The 15,223-nt window shown below is 62.5% G+C and carries 15 protein-coding genes; 5 read left to right on the top strand and 10 right to left on the bottom strand.

Translation table 11 applies throughout. From position 1 onward, the window contains the following. Nucleotides 1-86: 86 nt before the first annotated feature. The 4 genes from I3J27_RS36905 to I3J27_RS36890 all read right to left on the bottom strand — a co-directional run bounded on the left by I3J27_RS36905 (nucleotide 87) and on the right by I3J27_RS36890 (nucleotide 3,139). Nucleotides 87-551, bottom strand: a complete 465-nt coding sequence (locus I3J27_RS36905) for a hypothetical protein (RefSeq protein WP_270163718.1) — start codon at nucleotides 549-551, stop codon at nucleotides 87-89. A 239-nt stretch (nucleotides 552-790) separates the two neighbouring features. Next, on the bottom strand, nucleotides 791-2,011 hold the full coding sequence (locus I3J27_RS36900) for a hypothetical protein (protein ID WP_270163717.1): 1,221 nt from the start codon (nucleotides 2,009-2,011) through the stop codon (nucleotides 791-793). Nucleotides 2,012-2,178: 167 nt separating this feature from the next. Beyond that, a complete protein-coding gene (locus I3J27_RS36895) occupies nucleotides 2,179-2,664 on the bottom strand; it encodes a hypothetical protein (RefSeq protein ID WP_270163716.1) in 486 nt (161 codons plus the stop codon). A 178-nt stretch (nucleotides 2,665-2,842) separates the two neighbouring features. Beyond that, nucleotides 2,843-3,139: a DUF7660 family protein gene (locus tag I3J27_RS36890; protein ID WP_270163715.1), complete on the bottom strand. Its 297-nt coding sequence runs from the start codon at nucleotides 3,137-3,139 to the stop codon at nucleotides 2,843-2,845. Nucleotides 3,140-3,395: 256 nt separating this feature from the next. On the opposite strand from I3J27_RS36890, the gene I3J27_RS36885 reads away from it, so the two are divergent. Beyond that, on the top strand, nucleotides 3,396-5,405 hold the full coding sequence (locus tag I3J27_RS36885; RefSeq protein WP_270163714.1) for an O-linked N-acetylglucosamine transferase, SPINDLY family protein: 2,010 nt from the start codon (nucleotides 3,396-3,398) through the stop codon (nucleotides 5,403-5,405). A 108-nt stretch (nucleotides 5,406-5,513) separates the two neighbouring features. Here I3J27_RS36885 and I3J27_RS36880 read toward each other — a convergent pair whose 3' ends face one another. From I3J27_RS36880 to I3J27_RS36870, 3 genes are all read right to left on the bottom strand, one after another. Then, complete coding sequence (locus I3J27_RS36880; RefSeq protein ID WP_270163713.1) at nucleotides 5,514-6,110, bottom strand: transglutaminase-like cysteine peptidase; 597 nt, start codon at nucleotides 6,108-6,110, stop codon at nucleotides 5,514-5,516. A 441-nt stretch (nucleotides 6,111-6,551) separates the two neighbouring features. Next, a complete protein-coding gene (locus tag I3J27_RS36875; RefSeq protein ID WP_270163712.1) occupies nucleotides 6,552-7,235 on the bottom strand; it encodes a class I SAM-dependent methyltransferase in 684 nt (227 codons plus the stop codon). A 25-nt stretch (nucleotides 7,236-7,260) separates the two neighbouring features. Beyond that, nucleotides 7,261-7,719, bottom strand: a complete 459-nt coding sequence (locus tag I3J27_RS36870) for an Rrf2 family transcriptional regulator (protein WP_270163711.1) — start codon at nucleotides 7,717-7,719, stop codon at nucleotides 7,261-7,263. A gap of 517 nt (nucleotides 7,720-8,236) precedes the next feature. Between I3J27_RS36870 and I3J27_RS36865 the strand changes: the two genes are divergently transcribed. Continuing rightward, a complete protein-coding gene (locus tag I3J27_RS36865) occupies nucleotides 8,237-8,530 on the top strand; it encodes a DUF718 domain-containing protein (RefSeq protein ID WP_270163710.1) in 294 nt (97 codons plus the stop codon). Nucleotides 8,531-8,545: 15 nt separating this feature from the next. Here the strand turns inward: I3J27_RS36865 and I3J27_RS36860 are convergent, their stop codons facing one another. Beyond that, nucleotides 8,546-10,567, bottom strand: a complete 2,022-nt coding sequence (locus I3J27_RS36860) for a YgiQ family radical SAM protein (RefSeq protein ID WP_270172981.1) — start codon at nucleotides 10,565-10,567, stop codon at nucleotides 8,546-8,548. Nucleotides 10,568-10,661: 94 nt separating this feature from the next. Continuing rightward, complete coding sequence (locus I3J27_RS36855; protein ID WP_270163708.1) at nucleotides 10,662-11,528, bottom strand: beta-keto acid cleavage family enzyme; 867 nt, start codon at nucleotides 11,526-11,528, stop codon at nucleotides 10,662-10,664. Nucleotides 11,529-11,683: 155 nt separating this feature from the next. Here I3J27_RS36855 and I3J27_RS36850 point away from each other — a divergent pair, with 155 nt between their 5' ends. From I3J27_RS36850 to I3J27_RS36840, 3 genes are all read left to right on the top strand, one after another. Then, nucleotides 11,684-11,869: a hypothetical protein gene (locus I3J27_RS36850; protein WP_270163707.1), complete on the top strand. Its 186-nt coding sequence runs from the start codon at nucleotides 11,684-11,686 to the stop codon at nucleotides 11,867-11,869. Nucleotides 11,870-12,111: 242 nt separating this feature from the next. Continuing rightward, a complete protein-coding gene (locus I3J27_RS36845; protein ID WP_270163706.1) occupies nucleotides 12,112-14,166 on the top strand; it encodes a hypothetical protein in 2,055 nt (684 codons plus the stop codon). 154 nt (nucleotides 14,167-14,320) lie between these two features. Further along, nucleotides 14,321-14,485 (top strand): hypothetical protein, encoded by a 165-nt coding sequence (locus I3J27_RS36840; RefSeq protein ID WP_270163705.1) that lies wholly within the window; start codon nucleotides 14,321-14,323, stop codon nucleotides 14,483-14,485. A 67-nt stretch (nucleotides 14,486-14,552) separates the two neighbouring features. On the opposite strand, the gene I3J27_RS36835 is transcribed toward I3J27_RS36840, so the two are convergent. Continuing rightward, nucleotides 14,553-15,218, bottom strand: a complete 666-nt coding sequence (locus I3J27_RS36835) for a GntR family transcriptional regulator (protein WP_270163704.1) — start codon at nucleotides 15,216-15,218, stop codon at nucleotides 14,553-14,555. Nucleotides 15,219-15,223: the final 5 nt, after the last annotated feature.

Here is a 15,223-nt window from a genome sequence, read left to right as displayed (position 1 = left end):
GCAAGGGGTGTGCCCGTAAGCAGGCCCGGGTTCGCACCACGACGTCAGGTCGTTCGACCTTGCTCTGGCCGTGTTCGGAAGCGGCCTCAGATTTCGCAACCTGTCAAATTCAATGCCTTGAGCAGGCCGCCGAACGCCTTGAGCCGACAGGGCTCGGTCTCGCCGGCGGCCTTTGCACGTTGAGCATTCGCAGTTCGCTTGGCAACAATTGCCTTTGGCTTCGGCTTGGGGCGTTCGGCGGTCGCGATCGTCTTTGCGTCGCGCCGATGACGGACAATCGGTTCCGGCGCGGACGAACCGACCTGGATGTCTTGCGGAGCAACGTGGTTATCGACCGGAGCAATTTGTGTCGGCATCGCGCTGCTCACAGCGGCAACCTCGAGGCGATCGGCCTTCGGCAACGCGTCATGTGAATCGGAGACGCTTGCGCTCTGCTCGGCAAGCGGCTGGGCGATCGCGAGGGCGCGGCGCGGTGGAGCGTTCAGCTCCATTGCCGACAGCACCCCTACACTCAACAGGATGAGGAAGCCCAACAACGCCATTTTCAGCATACAGCGCCTCTAACCTAGCTTAGTGCCGCTGGAAATTCTCCGCTGCAATGAGGCAACTTGTCGGCGATTGCCGACCTGCGGCGAATCATTTGCCGACAGGGTTAACGGCGGCGTTGCTTCTGCAGCCGCTGAGAATGCCGCCGCTCACGTCGGTGGGAGACCGTACTTCGTCGTCGGAAGATGGTGTGTCGGCGGATGCGAACTGAGCACTGAGAGAGCCACGGTCAACTGCGGCTCAGCTAGGGAAGTCCTTTTGTCATCGTAAAGGGATTGAACCCACGTTCCGCGAGGGCAGCCCACGAAGCTGCGCCAAGATGTGACAATCGGAAATAGTTTCGCGGCTTGGTCGGGTCGGTGTCCAACACGAACCCCGTCGGTAACGCGCGGACAGTCGTGGCATAGAACCCACCATCGGGCGACCTCTGGGATTCGATGACAGCGATCAACGATTCTGCCCTCTCAGTCTTGCCGAGCAATTTCATCAAGAGAGCCATTTGGCCCGTCCCTTCGGTCCACACACCGTGCCGGTCTTCACCGTAAGAAAAGCCTCCGCCGACACTCATTCGCTGTTCGGCGGTCGTCATTGCCGATGCAAATTTCCCGGCCGCTCCGTGAAGCGCTGTTAAGGGCCAGATCTGGGCATCCAGAGCCAAAATCGGATTATGCGTGACACCGTCTTCAGCGGTCCCTGCGGCGAAACAGGCGCACCCCGGATCCCACATCGTATTTACGAAGTACTCAGCAACGGTTGCCTTATCGCGCCAGCGCGAATCGCCCGTACGGATCGCAAGAAGGCCAAACGCGGCGGCGAGGTCAGTATTATGTTCAGTCGATTTCCATGTCCGCACTTCCGGCGTCGGCTCGTGCCCAAACGTACCGCCCGTGAAACCGCCAGTACCGCGCGTATCGGCCCATTGCGCGACCCAGGCGCCAAGCCGTGCGGCACCATCGCGGAACCGAGAGCCGGCGTTCACGTCAATCGACAGCAACGCCAACATGGCCCATGCCATGTTACCAACATCGCTGCCCACCTGATATCGATCCTCTAACCATTTGTTCTGAGTATTGTCCCACCAACCTGGAAGTTTTACGGGGCCATTCGTCACCACACCCGCGGCGTAAGCGTTCCTGAGCCGTCCATCATGCCAGGTGCGGTCGTTGTCGATGGCCCAGAGAATCGCCGAGCCAATCCGATACGCTTTGTCTTGCTCACCGCAACCGACCAATGCGATGGCGGCTACCGCATTGTCATAGAGGTAGGCGGCGCCATGCAGAGGCCCCGGTTCGACGGTCGGATAGCTGGGCAGGAACAACGGCCCTGATGACGGTGCCTTATCAATTAGACCAGTGAGGTAGCCGCATGCAGACGCTTCTGGTGTTGCTAAAGCCCGTAGTTGAGTGGCGGCCAAAATGATTATGAAAGTCGTTACGATCCATACGAAGGATTCTATTCGGGCCACTTGGCTGTTCTCCAGGGTGGACGATGATTCTATATACCCATCGGCGATGTCTGGACGTGGCCCATCTGCGAAGTTGCGCCTCGCCTGCCGCAGGTCCGCTCATTGAGTCAGAGCGGGCCAGATCTGCTCAACCTGAGTTCTTCGCATTTTGCCCCTAAGCGGACCACCTAGCTGGACGCCTTGGACCCCGCTGCAACGGGTTGCGCATAGCAAAAAACAACCAATCGCCCTCTATTTTGAGGCAACGACAAGGTAATCCCGTCAGGTAAATGGCCTTCCGCTGGTTCGCCCCTGATCCAGTTCGTGCCATCCACGCCGACCGTTGCGACAGCATGGGCCAACGCGGTGAGTAAGACCTCGGCTCTGTCACAAAAGCGCCCGCCACCTTGCAAAGGAACTAAGCGATAAAATGCATCGAAGGAAGGGGTGCCATTTTCCCTCGCCAGCCAGTCTTTCTCTGCATAAACTGAATACCATGCCCCGGCATTCACAACCTTCAGGGGAGTTGCGTCCAGCAAGATCAGAGTCTCCGCCATGCGTCCCGCAAGCAGCGCTCCCGTCGGATGCTCTCCAACGTACATGCTTGGCGCTCCACGAATTGCATCAATCGCCTGGATAGGGGGAAGTCGGCTGCTGTCTTGGCCTTCGCTCATGTGCGGCTTTCGCGGTCGTGCCCTAGCGCCCCGTCGTGACGGCGTCCTTGTATCAAGTCGGGCGTGGATTGTCGTCTTTTGGCCCATCGCTGCCGCATCCCATGGCCGGGGATATGTCGGCTGTCAGGGGCCAAACCGTCGCGATTGACCCATTGCGGACATCGCGCTTCCGGCGAGATCATTCATAGAATGCTCCCGCGACAATGATCTGCGCCGCGCGACGCCAGATGTTGGCCGCCTTTGCCTCCAGACTGGAAGTGTCCTGTGTCGCTTCGGCCCAGGCTGCCGCCGCTTCCAAAAAGGCTTCTATCGAACCATTTTCCCAGCCGTTAGCTCCGGGTTCGTATGGCGAGCTTGGGGCGGCCAATCCCTTCTGCTGCTCGTCCTTCCGATCGAATGCCATTCTTTGCAGAAGTCGAATGAAACTCTGCTCGTCAGAAACGGCATCAGCTAACGACACTAGATCGTGGACCACTGTTCCTCCGAACGATCGAGATGTTAGTCGGAGGTTATCATGACAGGCCGCAATAGTTAAGAATGTCGCCTTCTGGCCCTTAGCGGACCTTGTAGCCCAGCCCGCAAACCATCTGCTTTTGACCCTAAGCGGCCATATGAGTGCTGAGTTTGCTTGCAGTGTTTCTATTTTGGGTTGACTGCCACCAACTTTGACGCGAGATTACGCCCGCTTTCTAAAAGCGCGACTTCGTCAGCGGAGCCAAGAACTTCATCACATGTCGCAGCAAGGCCGTAGCAAGGGTGGGACGGCCGCCTCCTCGCTCCATCCGTCGGCTGGTCTGGATCAGGCAATTGTGGCGCACCGCGCGGGCAATCTGTCGGACGCGGAACGGGCCTACGCGGTCATTCTGAAGGGAAGCAGAACGCATCCGGTCGCGCTTCATATGCTCGGGCTGTTGCACGCCCAGCGCGGCCAGTTTGCGGACGCCGAGCCGTTGCTCAAGAAGGCCGCCCGCGTCGATCCCGGCAATCCCAACGTTCTTTTCAACTATGCCAACGTGCTGCGTGCACTGGACAAGACGGACGACGCGCTCGCCTGGCTTGCGAAAACGATTGCCCTGTCGCCGAACTTCGCCGATGCGCATCTCAATCGCGGCGCGATCCTGATGGCGCGGCAGGAGTTTCATGGCGCCATCGCGGAGTTTGATCGCGCCATCGCGATCGCGCCATCAAGCGGGGCGTTCGCAAACCGAGGCAGTGCACTCCGGCAGCTCGGCCAGCTCGATGAAGCGCGCGGCTGCTACCAACGTGCCGTCGAGCTTGGACCGTCGGATCCCCAGTACCATTTCGCCTTGTCCGAGCTCCTCACCCAGATGGGCCGAGAGGACGAAGCGATCGGAGCGCTCGAACGAACGGTCGCACTGACCAAGGCCTTCCCGTTCGCGCTGAGCAAGCTCGTTGCCTCGAGGCGGACGCGCGCCGACTGGCGCAATTTCGAACGTGACCAGGCCGCTCTCGACGAGGCCGTCGATACCGGCGTGCCGGTCGATCCCTTCATCTTCTTTCATGCCTCGTCGTCTCCTGCACGCCAATTGACCTGTGCGAAGACCTATGTCGCCAACATTGCCCCGGAACGAGGTGCCGCGATCTCCCCGACGCCGTCACCGGCTTCCCGGCTGCGCGTCGCGTACCTGTCTGCCGATTTTCGCAATCATGCCATGGCGCATTTGATGGCCGGCGTTTTCGAGGCGCACGACCGCGAGCGCTTCGAGGTCAGCGCCATCTCTTACGGACCCGATGATCGCAGCCAGATGCGCGACCGCCTGAAGACGGCCTTCGAACGCTTCGAAGATGTCAGCGATCTGACCGACGAGGACGTGGTCGAGCTGATACGCCGGCTGGGCATCGAGGTTCTCGTCGATCTCGGAGGCTTCACCGCCGGTGCGCGGCCGAAAATCCTGGCGCGCCGGCCGGCTCCCATCCAGGTCAACTATCTCGGCTTTCCCGGTACGATGGGCGCGTCCTATATCGACTACATCATGGCCGACCGGATCGTCATCCCGGAAGCCGAGCGGGAATATTACGCCGAGAAGGTGATTTATCTTCCCGACAGCTATCTGCCGACCGACGCGAGGCGACCGCTGCTGCCCGATGGTCCGACCCGCAGCGCGGTCGGGCTGCGGGACGATGCATTTGTCTACTGCGCGTTCAACAGAACGATCAAAATCACGCCCGTGCTGTTCGATGTCTGGATGAGGCTGCTTGCCAAAACCGCCGGCAGCGTCCTTTGGCTGCTAGATGGGGACCCGATCGCCAACGGGAATCTGAGGCATGAAGCCGTTGCGCGCGGCATCGCCGCCGAGAGAATCGTGTTCGCCCCACAGGTCCCGGCCAACGAACATTTGGCACGCCACCGGCTCGCCGATCTGTATTTGGACACGCTGCCCTACAACGGTCATACCGCGGCCAGCGACGCCCTTTGGGCTGGCCTGCCAGTCCTGACCTGCCTTGGCACCGCCTTTGTGGGGCGTGTTGCAGCCAGTCTCTTGAAGGCTGTCGGCCTTCCCGAGCTGGTGACAACATCGCTGGACGACTATGAAGGTTTGGCGCTTCGGATCGCACACGATCCCGAACTGCAGACCGCCCTCAGGAGCAAGCTGGCGGCGCAGCGGTCCACCTGGCCGCTGTTCGACACGGTCGGCATGGCTCGACACATCGAAACGGCCTTCAATGAAATGTGGCGCTGGCATTGCGCTGGCGAAGCGCCGGCCTCGTTTGCCATCTAAGTCTCCGCAAGGAAGCGGCTTGGCCAGCTCAGGCCCGCTTTTGGCCCTCAGCCGAACTGGGCTTAGGCATTTGCAATGTCGGCTATGGGACGCAGAGCGGACGCGGGGCTAGGACCTGCTCGAGCGCCGCTTGTGACCCAAGGCTGACGCAGGCAAGATTTGCCGGTGGCAGAACTCGGATGCGCACTCCCCACGGTCGGCGATAGTGGTCCACAGGCGAGCATGGTTCGGCGACTGAATTCGAACCCAGCGGTAGGGCACACGCGCCCACGGCTTGATCACTGGCGTCAGATTGTCGAGAACCAGATCGCCGCTTCTGGTACGCACGACGAGAATGAGGTGATGCTTTCCCCAGTCCGTCACGACCTCACTCAGCAGCAGTGCACCTGAAGGCCAGCCGCGATTGAGCAGTTCGTGGCGCTTAGTCACTGCGTAATCATTGCAATCGCCACGACCCGGATTGATCAACCAGGCTTCGACGCCCGAGCCTGCTTCGGTGGTGTCAGGAATGATGCTGCGGTTGACGATCTGATTGATCTGTCTGAGAAGAGCCCAGCGTTCTCCGGTTAGGCGAACCAGCCCTCCGCGAAATTGTGGCTGTACGCGACACTCATCCTCGTAGCGCAGGCAAAACATCGTGTAGGCCATCGGCGGCAGCGTCGGCGTCTCGAACCGGACGTGCCGAATTGCCGATTGAGGTTCCATCGACTTGTCCAACGGACCCGCATTGATGGGCCCAAACCCAGCGATCATCCCCGCAATCGCCAGGACGACTTTAGCTGAAAAGGGTGCATGTTATCGCCCCCTGTTGGGGTGAGCGCTAAGCGAAGGGTCTGGGTGCCAACCCTTTCATCCTCCAACTAAGCTACGCGTCACCGAGAGCATCGTGAGGTTGTATACGCTGATGTAACACTTCTGCCAACACTTATTACCTGAGGAAGTAGCAGGCTCATGCTGATCGCGAACATCGACATGATGCGAGGCTACTGACTTCCGGAAATGGCCCTTTGCCGACTCGCAGGGGCGAACTGGCCATGTCCGGATTTGATGGCAGAACGGACATCGCCGATTTCGCGGAATAAGGAATCATGTCCACACACCCCGGCGCATCCGGCTCTGGCATGAATGCCCGGCCGTGGTGACGCCTCACGCGTAGGCGACCCAGCCGCGGAAGGCGAACCCGGTATAGAACAGGGTGGGATCCAAAAAGCCGGCCTCGCGCAAGATCGCCTCATCCTGCGCGGGCGCGAGGATTTCCAGATGGTTGGTGACGGCGTTCCGCGCCGCCGCAGCCTTGTCGGGCTCGACGCCGGAGGCAGCCAGGAATGCGGAGTACCGCGATAGCCACAGTGGGCGCTCGTCTTCGCCGTTCGGCGCGCTCAAATGCGCGACCACGAACGGCGCACGCGGCTTGAGGCGGCGGCGGATCTCCGAGGCGATGCGGCGCCGTTCCGCGACGTCGACGAAGTGCAGCGTCAAGAGGCAGCTGGCACCGTCGAACGGTCCTCGCGGAGCGTCGTCGACATAGCCGTGATGAAGCCGCGCGCGCGGCGCGAGCGGTCCCAGCGTTTGCCCGGCGAGCGCCAGCATCGCCGCGGAGGGATCAACGCCGTCAAAACTCCAGGTGGGATGCGCCTGCGCAAAGGCCTTCAGCTCCAGGCCACCGCCGGCACCGAGCACGAGCACCTTCCCAGCTTCCGGAACGCGTTCGGCCAGCAGGATCGCTGCCATGGACAGCATGGCATTGTAGCCGGGAACGAAGCGCGGCGGGCCTTCGGTGTATCGCGCCACGGCTTGCGGATCGGAGAACATGGCTTGAACGTCGGTCATGATGTTGCCTTGATAAATGGAGCGATCACGCGCGATGCGCGTTCATGCCCTGATGCTTGCGGGAGCCGAGCCGCTTGCGAAGGTCGTCGCTGAGCATCGCCAGCGTCACCTCGCCGAGGCGCGACAGCAGCAGCGCCTCCGCATCGTGAAAGGCCTGATCGAGCGCGGCATTGACGGCCTGCTCGACGAGGCAGCCGGGCGCCTCCGTGCGGTTGCCCATGGCGAGCAACGAGGGACTGCCGAGCGCGGCGTAGACGTCGCGCAGCGTCACCTTCGAGAGGTCGCAGGCAAGCGTCCAGCCGCCGCCATGCCCTTTTTCCGAGCGGACGTACCCGAGGTCGCGCAGGCCCGCCATGATGCGGCGGATCACCACCGGGTTGGTGTCCATGGCTTTCGCCAGCGTCTCGGACGTGAAGGGGCCCGGCTGCTGCGCCATGTGCAGCAGGACGTGGAGCACGCCGGACAATCGGCTGTCGCGTTTCATGTAACTTGATATGTTACATGATTGCGAAGCGGTCAAGAGATTTCCGCGCACGATCGATCGCGCATCAACAGAGCGCGAAGCAACGACAGGGAAATTGGATTTTTCGGATCTCGATATCGGCGCGGCCGACTAACGCCGGAAACAAGGAAAGCGCCGCTGCCTCGCGGTCGTATTTCATGCAACGCCCGATGATGCCATCCTGCTCCTGTTTTGCCCGACGGAGCAACGACTTTTTGCCCTTCCGATCAACCGCTGCGCAGAGTGTCTAACCCATTGATCCCGCTCATGCCGTCTACTGTGCATGGGGTTGTTTTCGACATTTTGGTTCTGGGAGCATGATCAACGGCCGGCCGAACCGGGACCTGATCCGGCTCGCGCCTTTCGCTTCGCCATGATGATTTGTCACGGTGACGGCGCTGCGTGCGAGGGCAACAATCGGCCGGGTTGCCGTCCGGACATTTCGTCGAGACCCTCGAACGGCGCCCGCTTTTATCAATCCATTTTCAGGAGGCGCATCATGCAGGTTTATAACGTCGTCAGGTTCAGGGTGAAGCCGGGTGAGGAAGCCGCCTTCCTCGACGCGCATCGGGACGGCAAGGCCAAATGGCCGGGCCTGAAGCAGGGCGTCATCATCAAGACCGGCGAGCAGACCTTCTGCCTGATCGGCCTATGGTCCAGTCAGGACGCGCTGGTCGCGGCGCGTTCGGCGATGATCAAGACGCTCGACAGTTTCAGGTCCGTGCTCGAGGACCAGGGCAACGGACGCGGCGTGACCGATGCCGTGTCAGGCGAGGTGGTGCTCGATCTCTAGCAGGCGAGCGGCCTGCTACTTCATCACCCGCAGACCCTTGGTCGTGAACCGCTGCGTCTTGCCGCCGGGGCGCAGGGGACGCTTGGTGCCGGCGGCCTTGCCGGTGCCGGGCGGCTGATGCGCAGGCACGAGCTGGTCGGGACGCGAGCCAATCAGATCGCGGCGGCCCATCTCGATCAAGGCCTCGCGCAGCACCGGCCAATTGTCGGGATCGTGGTAGCGCAGGAAGGCCTTGTGCAGGCGGCGCTGGCGCAGGCCCTTGATCGCTTCGACCTTGTCGCTGCCGCCGCGCCGCACGCCACGCAGCGGGTTGACGCCGGTGTGGTACATCGCCGTCGCGGTCGCCATCGGCGAGGGCAGGAAGGTTTGCACTTGATCCGCGCGATAGCGGTTCTTCTTGAGCCAGAGCGCGAGGTTCATCATGTCCTCGTCGGTCGTGCCCGGATGCGCCGCGATGAAATAGGGGATCAGGTAATATTTCTTGCCGGCCTGCTCGGCCGCGGCATCGAACATCCGCTTGAACTGGTTGTAGGCGCCGATGCCCGGCTTCATCATCTTGTCGAGCGGGCCGCGCTCGGTATGCTCGGGCGCAATCTTCAGATAGCCGCCGACGTGGTGGGTGACGAGCTCCTTGATGTATTCGGGGCTCTCGACCGCGAGGTCGTAGCGCACGCCGGAGGCGACCATCACCTTCTTGATGCCCTTGGTCTCGCGCACCTTGCGATAGAGCCGGATCAGATCGTCATGCGAAGTGTTGAGGTTCGGGCAGATCTCCGGGAAAACGCAGGACGGCCGCCGGCACGCCGCCTCGACCTTCGGATCCTTGCACGCCATCCGGTACATGTTGGCGGTGGGGCCGCCGATGTCGGAGATCACGCCGGTGAAGCCCGGCGTCTTGTCGCGGATTTTTTCGATCTCGCGCAGGATCGAACCTTCGGAGCGGTTCTGGATGATGCGGCCTTCATGCTCGGTGATCGAGCAGAAGGTGCAGCCGCCGAAACAGCCGCGCATGATCGTCACGGAGAACTTGATCATGTCCCAGGCGGGGATTTTTGCCTCGCCGTAGGACGGATGCGGCGCGCGGGCGTAAGGCAGGTCGTAGACCGCGTCCATCTCCTCGCTGGTCAGCGGGATCGGCGGCGGGTTGAGCCAGAGGTCGCGATCGCCGTGACGCTGCACCAGCGGCCGCGCGTTGCCGGGATTGCTCTCACGATGCAGCACGCGCGACGCGCGCGCATACGCTTCCTTGTCCTGCTCGACCTGCTCCAGCGCCGGCAGCCGGATCACGGTCGCGCCCTTCTGGCGCGTTGCGCCTTCGTCGGCGGAGTCGAGATCGTCGGCGTGCAGCTCGGCATAGTCCGCAGGGACCTTGCGGAACAGTGCGACGCCCCTGATGTCGTCGAGCGCGCGCGGCGCTTCGCCGGCGGCGAGCCGCTGCGCCACCTCGACCACGGCGCGCTCGGCATTGCCGTAGAGCAGGAGATCCGCCTTTGCGTCGGCCAGCACCGAGCGGCGCACCTTGTCGGACCAGTAGTCGTAATGCGCGATGCGGCGCAGCGAGGCCTCGATGCCGCCGAGCACTACGGCTACGTCCTTGTACGCCTCGCGGCAGCGCTGGGCGTAGACGACGGTGCAGCGGTCCGGCCGCTTGCCGCCTTCGCCGCCGGCCGTGTAGGCATCGTCGCTACGGATGCGCCGGTCCGCGGTGTAGCGGTTCACCATCGAATCCATGTTGCCGCCGGTGACGCCGAAGAACACCTTTGGCTTGCCGAGCGCCTTGAACGGCTCGGCCGAGTGCCAGTCCGGCTGCGAGATGATGCCGACCCGAAAGCCCTGCGCTTCGAGCAGCCGGCCGATGATCGCCATGCCGAAACTGGGATGGTCGACATAGGCGTCCCCGGTCACCAGCACGATGTCGCACGCGTCCCAGCCGAGCGCATCCATCTCGGCGCGGCTCATCGGGAGGAACGGCGCCGGCTTGCGCGGGCGCGCCTGTGCCATCAGGGGCTTTTCGGCGGCGATGATCTGGGTGTCCATGGCGTTACGCATAAGACTCCGGGCCTGCGAATACAACCGACGGACGCGTGAAAGATTGCGGTTCCGCCGGGCGTAATCCGGGTGAGGGGGCGCGTTAACCGTTCGCGAGCGCCTGCCGGACCTCGGCGACCGTCGCCGGCTCGCCGCCGTGCGCGCGCACCATCTTCACGGCATCCTCGACAAGGCGGAGATTGGTTGCCGTTGAGCCCAGTAGCGCATCCTCGAGCCCGACGCGGATATGGCCGCCGCGCGCCACGGTCTCGCCGACCAGCGGCGTGATGTCGACGCCGAGGCCGGAGACCATCCAGGGTGCGCCGGCCGCCTCCTCCTGCGCCAGCGTGACCAGCGCGGCGAGGCCGTAAGGCTTTGGCGGAAAGCAGAACGCGAATTGCTGCGAGAACATGAAGCGATAGATCGGCGTCTTCACGCCGCTCGCGCGCGCCAGCGCCGCGCCGGCGCGGATGAAGCCGGGCTCGTAGATGGCGAAGGCAGGATGGATGCCGTGCCGCTTGGCAACGCCAAGCCCGTGCCGGATGTGGGTCTCCGGATTGAGATAGGTCTCCGCCGGTTTTGCCTCTGCCGTGGTCGCTGTCAGCGTGAAGTTGACGCTGCCGGGATCGATCACCGCGAATTCGAGCAGGCCGCGTTCGGCCAGCGCCTCGATATGGACGAAGCGCGTCTTGGGGTCCGCAATATTGCCGCGTGCGTCGAGGCCGGGGATGGACGGATAGACGGGAACGTCGACCCTGGCACGAATGCCTTCGATGATGCGCGCATAGACCTGCCAGTCGAAGCTCTGCGGCCCGCTGCCGTCATAGGCATGGGTGTGAATGATGGCCGCGCCGGCCTTCGCGCAGGCGATGCCCTCGGCGATGATCGTTTCGATCGTGTCGGGAATGCCGGGCTGAAGCGCGCGGCTCCAGGGTCCGTTCAACGCCGCCTCGATCCAGACCTTGTGCATGGCACGCCTCCCTCATCCGTCCGAACGCACGGCGTTTGTTTTGCATGACCGTATCACGCCTGCCGCGCGAGGTCAGTGCCGCGAGGTGTGTGATGCCGTCCACAGACCAGCGGGCCACGCCGCATCATCCTCTCCCCGTATCAAGGGAGAGATCCATGTTTCTGGTCGATACGCTGCTGATCCTGGCAATGCTGTTTTTCCTGTTCCTGCCGATCACCGATCGCAGGACGGTGCGGATGAGGCTCTGCATGCTCTGCGCGCTCTTGGCCGTGTTCTCGGTCTCGGTCACCCGCACCCATGTCGCGTCCGTGCAGCTTGCGGGCATCGCCTCGATACCTTAGGCGTTGCGATCTTCCATCTGTTCGGCGGATTACCGATCCTCGGGACGTCCGGGCGCGCTTGCGAACGTAGTCGATGCCGCCGGATGGCGGCGATCACCCGACCGGGTGATGCCGACGTGTTTCGATCCGACTACAATTTCTGCTAGTGTTTGTCTTAAGCTGCCCGCACAGCGTCCGCCCGTCCAAGCGAGTTCAGGCCGACTGGCGACTGATTCCTTGGCCGGGGTCGCGGGGAGGTCGCATTGAAGAACATACCGTTCATCGTGGCCGGCTGCCTGATCATCGCCGTTTTCGGGCTTGCGATCGTCTATCCGGATCAAGGTCGTGATCTCCTGCGATCTACTCAGGATGACGCCTGGTCCGGCTTCTGCTTTTATGCTGCGATTGGGTTTCTGTTCGCGAGTATCTTCGGATGTGTTCCAGCCTTGTTTGCCGGCAGGACGGTCGGGGAGGACGAGGCCACCCGTTTTGGATTTCGCGAGCATGAGTTGGCAGCTGCCGGAATTGCCGGAGTCGTGAGCTTGCCAACGGGGCTGTTGCTGGCGGCGGTCGCCGAGAGCGTCTACTCTCTGGAATATCTCCTCTTCTGTCTCGTCTACTTCCTGATAGGGGTGCTGGTCGCCGGGCAGACGCTCGTGGTGTGCTTGCTGGCCCGAGTTCCTTGGCTCCTCGGCGCGGTCGGGCTCGGTTGCGTCCTCGCCATTGCGACCGTGCCGGCGCAGATTGGCGAGTGGCTCGGGTCAGCCCTCACGCTGGCGGTCGGCTTGGCCGGATGGCAGCTTCTGCTGGTCGGGCTTTCTTTGGAGATGAGAGATTCGCGCACCGTCCGGGCGGTTGTGGTGGCCGTCGTGCTAGTGGTGATCGCCGAACAGGTGCTGCTGTATTTTCTTGCATCGCCTCGAACGGATACGATCCGGGGCGATGCGGTCTTCAGGGCTGCGACCCCACTCGACGAGGCGATACGCCGGTCGGTCAGGGCACAGGGCACGGCAACTCCGACCCTTATTATCGTTGCGGCTGCTGGCGGCGGTATTCGGGCGAGCTATTGGACATCCAAGATACTGACCCACATCGTCGATCGCGTCCCGAGCTCACGGCCAAAGTTCTTCATTGCCAGCGGCGTCTCGGGCGGATCGGTCGGCCTCGCGCTGTTCCGATCGCTGCTGGCCGTTCCAAATGCGAGCTGCAGCCCCACCGAGCGGATAGGCCCGCTGGAATCGTGCTCGGACAAGTTTCATGAGCAGGATTTTCTGGCCGGCATCCTTGGAGCCACGGTGACTAGCGAACCGATCAATATCGTCCTTCCGATCTTTGCGGCCCGCAGTGTTGCGCTCGAGCGGACATGGGAGGCGAGGTGGCGTTCGCTCGTCACACCCTTCGACACGCGCTCCTCCGACCTCTTCAGCACTCCCATGAGGAGCCGTTGGTCCGACACCAGCCCCAGGCTATCTCTGGTCCTCAACACCACCTCGATCTATGGCGGCGACCGCATGCCGGTCAGCGATCTGCGCACGGATTGGATGCATGAGGTTGGGCCTTGCAAGGTCAATATCGCCGAGCAGGTCGATCTGCCGCTGAGCACGGCGGCAAATAGCAGTGCCAGGTTCCCGGGCCTCGAGGAATGGGGCTGGTTTCCCGTCACTGATCCGGCGCTCAAAGGCAGAAAGGAGATCGAGACCGGTTGCAAGGACAGGGAGGGCATCGCGGACGGCGGCTTCTTCGACAATTTCGGCGCCACCACGGCATTGGAGGCATACAATGCGGTCAAGCAGCTCGCCGCAGCGTCGGGCGTGAAGCCGAAGATTTTCGTTGTCCAAATCTCCAGCGATCCGGTTTGCGGGACGGCGCATCTATTGGACGAGCGCCCTGATCGGATTCTCGAATGCCGGAAGATCCGGCAGGCGCGGGAGCAGGAATTCGAGTTCGTCAGGCCGAATGTCGGACTCTTCAGCGAGGAGGCGCGAAAGGCGACGTCGCACAACTCGCGTATCCACATCAGGCGCTTCCTCTACCCGTTGCCCGAGGAGCAGGTGCCGGGCGTATTCGGCGTCGCTATGCAGGCGAGCACGGTCAGCGGCATCGGCGTCGCCAGGCAATTGAAGCGACGGGTCGAGGCCGATCCCGACAGCCGCTTCTATCACTTCTCGCTTGCCGGTGCGCTTGATGCCCCGCTGGGATGGGCGCTCTCGAGATATGCGCGCACGGAAATCGATGGTCTTCTGCTCGGCGACGGCGTGATCAAGGACGGCGTGAACAAGCGGGAGATGGATCGCCTGATCGCGGATCTTTCCCGTTGAGTTCCAATTCGTCTCGTGCACCTGGGAACCAACCGCCCCTGCGAACATTCTGATTCAGGCACCCGCGCGAGCCACGTTTGCGCGCGCGTCCGCTAATCCGGCGCCAGTGTCTGGTTATTTGCCTCGATATTCGCCTCGGGGCGATGGGGGAGCGGTGAGTACAGTCATAGAGAACCTGCTGTTGCGGAAGCAGAAGCTCGTGGAACAGCTCGAAAAGGCCTCGTCGGTCGACGACCGCGACAAGATCGAGCACCAGCTCGAACAGATCAACACCGCGCTGGATTTTCTCGACAGGCCGGGATCGAAGGATACGCGGTAGAGCATGATCCCGAAAAGTGTGAAGCGGTTTTCCGGAAAGATCATGCTCAAACAATAATCTGTCGCTCTCAATTCATCTTCAGTGCCTTGGCATAAACCACGCTCGAATTCGTGATGTGCGTGGTCATCAACGCTTCGAACGCCGCGAACTCGCCGCGAGCAAACAGATCGAGCAGCCTGCGATGCTCGTCGAAAGACGAGCGGGTGCGCACGTCGATCGGCGAGGTCAGATTGGTGCGCAGCGCGGCGACGCGGCCGGAGACGAGCTGATAGGCTTCGACCAGGTAGCGGTTGCCGCAATGCGCGAACAGGCCCTCGTGAAAGGCGGCATCGGCGCGGCCATAGGCGATGTTGTCTTTCGCCGCGACCGCCGGCTCCATCGCCGCGATTGCCTCACTCATGGTTGCGACCGTGCCGTCGCGGTCGTGGCGATAGGCGAGCTCGGCGGCCTTCGGCTCCAGCGCGATCCGGAAAGTGCAGAGCGCGGTGATGTCCTCCGCGCTAGGCGTGAACACAAAGCTGCCGACTTGCGGCCGGATCACGACGAGGCCCTGCGCCTGCAACTGGCCCATCGCCTCGCGCACCGGCGTGCGGCTGACGCCGAAGGAGTTCGCCACCATCTCCTCGGAGATGGCGGCGCCGAGCGCAAACTCGCCGTCGATGATCGCCTGCCGCAATCGCTGCATCACGCGCTGCGACAGCGATTTCGGCGTATCGAGCTTGAGCGACCGCATGCGCG

It is taken from the genome of Bradyrhizobium xenonodulans, from assembly GCF_027594865.1.
GTDB lineage: Bacteria > Pseudomonadota > Alphaproteobacteria > Rhizobiales > Xanthobacteraceae > Bradyrhizobium > Bradyrhizobium xenonodulans.
The sequence above is the reverse complement of the archived record's forward strand: the minus strand, read 5'-3'. Positions and strand labels throughout refer to the sequence as shown.

Excerpts from the sequence above, each read along its gene's own strand:
- I3J27_RS36905 (WP_270163718.1), bottom strand. The coding sequence starts at position 551 with ATGCTGAAAATGGCGTTGTTGGGCTTCCTCATCCTGTTGAGTGTAGGG.
- I3J27_RS36895 (WP_270163716.1), bottom strand. The coding sequence starts at position 2,664 with ATGAGCGAAGGCCAAGACAGCAGCCGACTTCCCCCTATCCAGGCGATT.
- I3J27_RS36885 (WP_270163714.1), top strand. The coding sequence starts at position 3,396 with ATGTCGCAGCAAGGCCGTAGCAAGGGTGGGACGGCCGCCTCCTCGCTC.
- I3J27_RS36880 (WP_270163713.1), bottom strand. The coding sequence starts at position 6,110 with ATGGAACCTCAATCGGCAATTCGGCACGTCCGGTTCGAGACGCCGACG.
- I3J27_RS36875 (WP_270163712.1), bottom strand. The coding sequence starts at position 7,235 with ATGACCGACGTTCAAGCCATGTTCTCCGATCCGCAAGCCGTGGCGCGA.
- I3J27_RS36870 (WP_270163711.1), bottom strand. The coding sequence starts at position 7,719 with ATGAAACGCGACAGCCGATTGTCCGGCGTGCTCCACGTCCTGCTGCAC.
- I3J27_RS36865 (WP_270163710.1), top strand. The coding sequence starts at position 8,237 with ATGCAGGTTTATAACGTCGTCAGGTTCAGGGTGAAGCCGGGTGAGGAA.
- I3J27_RS36860 (WP_270172981.1), bottom strand. The coding sequence starts at position 10,567 with ATGGACACCCAGATCATCGCCGCCGAAAAGCCCCTGATGGCACAGGCG.
- I3J27_RS36855 (WP_270163708.1), bottom strand. The coding sequence starts at position 11,528 with ATGCACAAGGTCTGGATCGAGGCGGCGTTGAACGGACCCTGGAGCCGC.
- I3J27_RS36850 (WP_270163707.1), top strand. The coding sequence starts at position 11,684 with ATGTTTCTGGTCGATACGCTGCTGATCCTGGCAATGCTGTTTTTCCTG.
- I3J27_RS36835 (WP_270163704.1), bottom strand. The coding sequence starts at position 15,218 with ATGCGGTCGCTCAAGCTCGATACGCCGAAATCGCTGTCGCAGCGCGTG.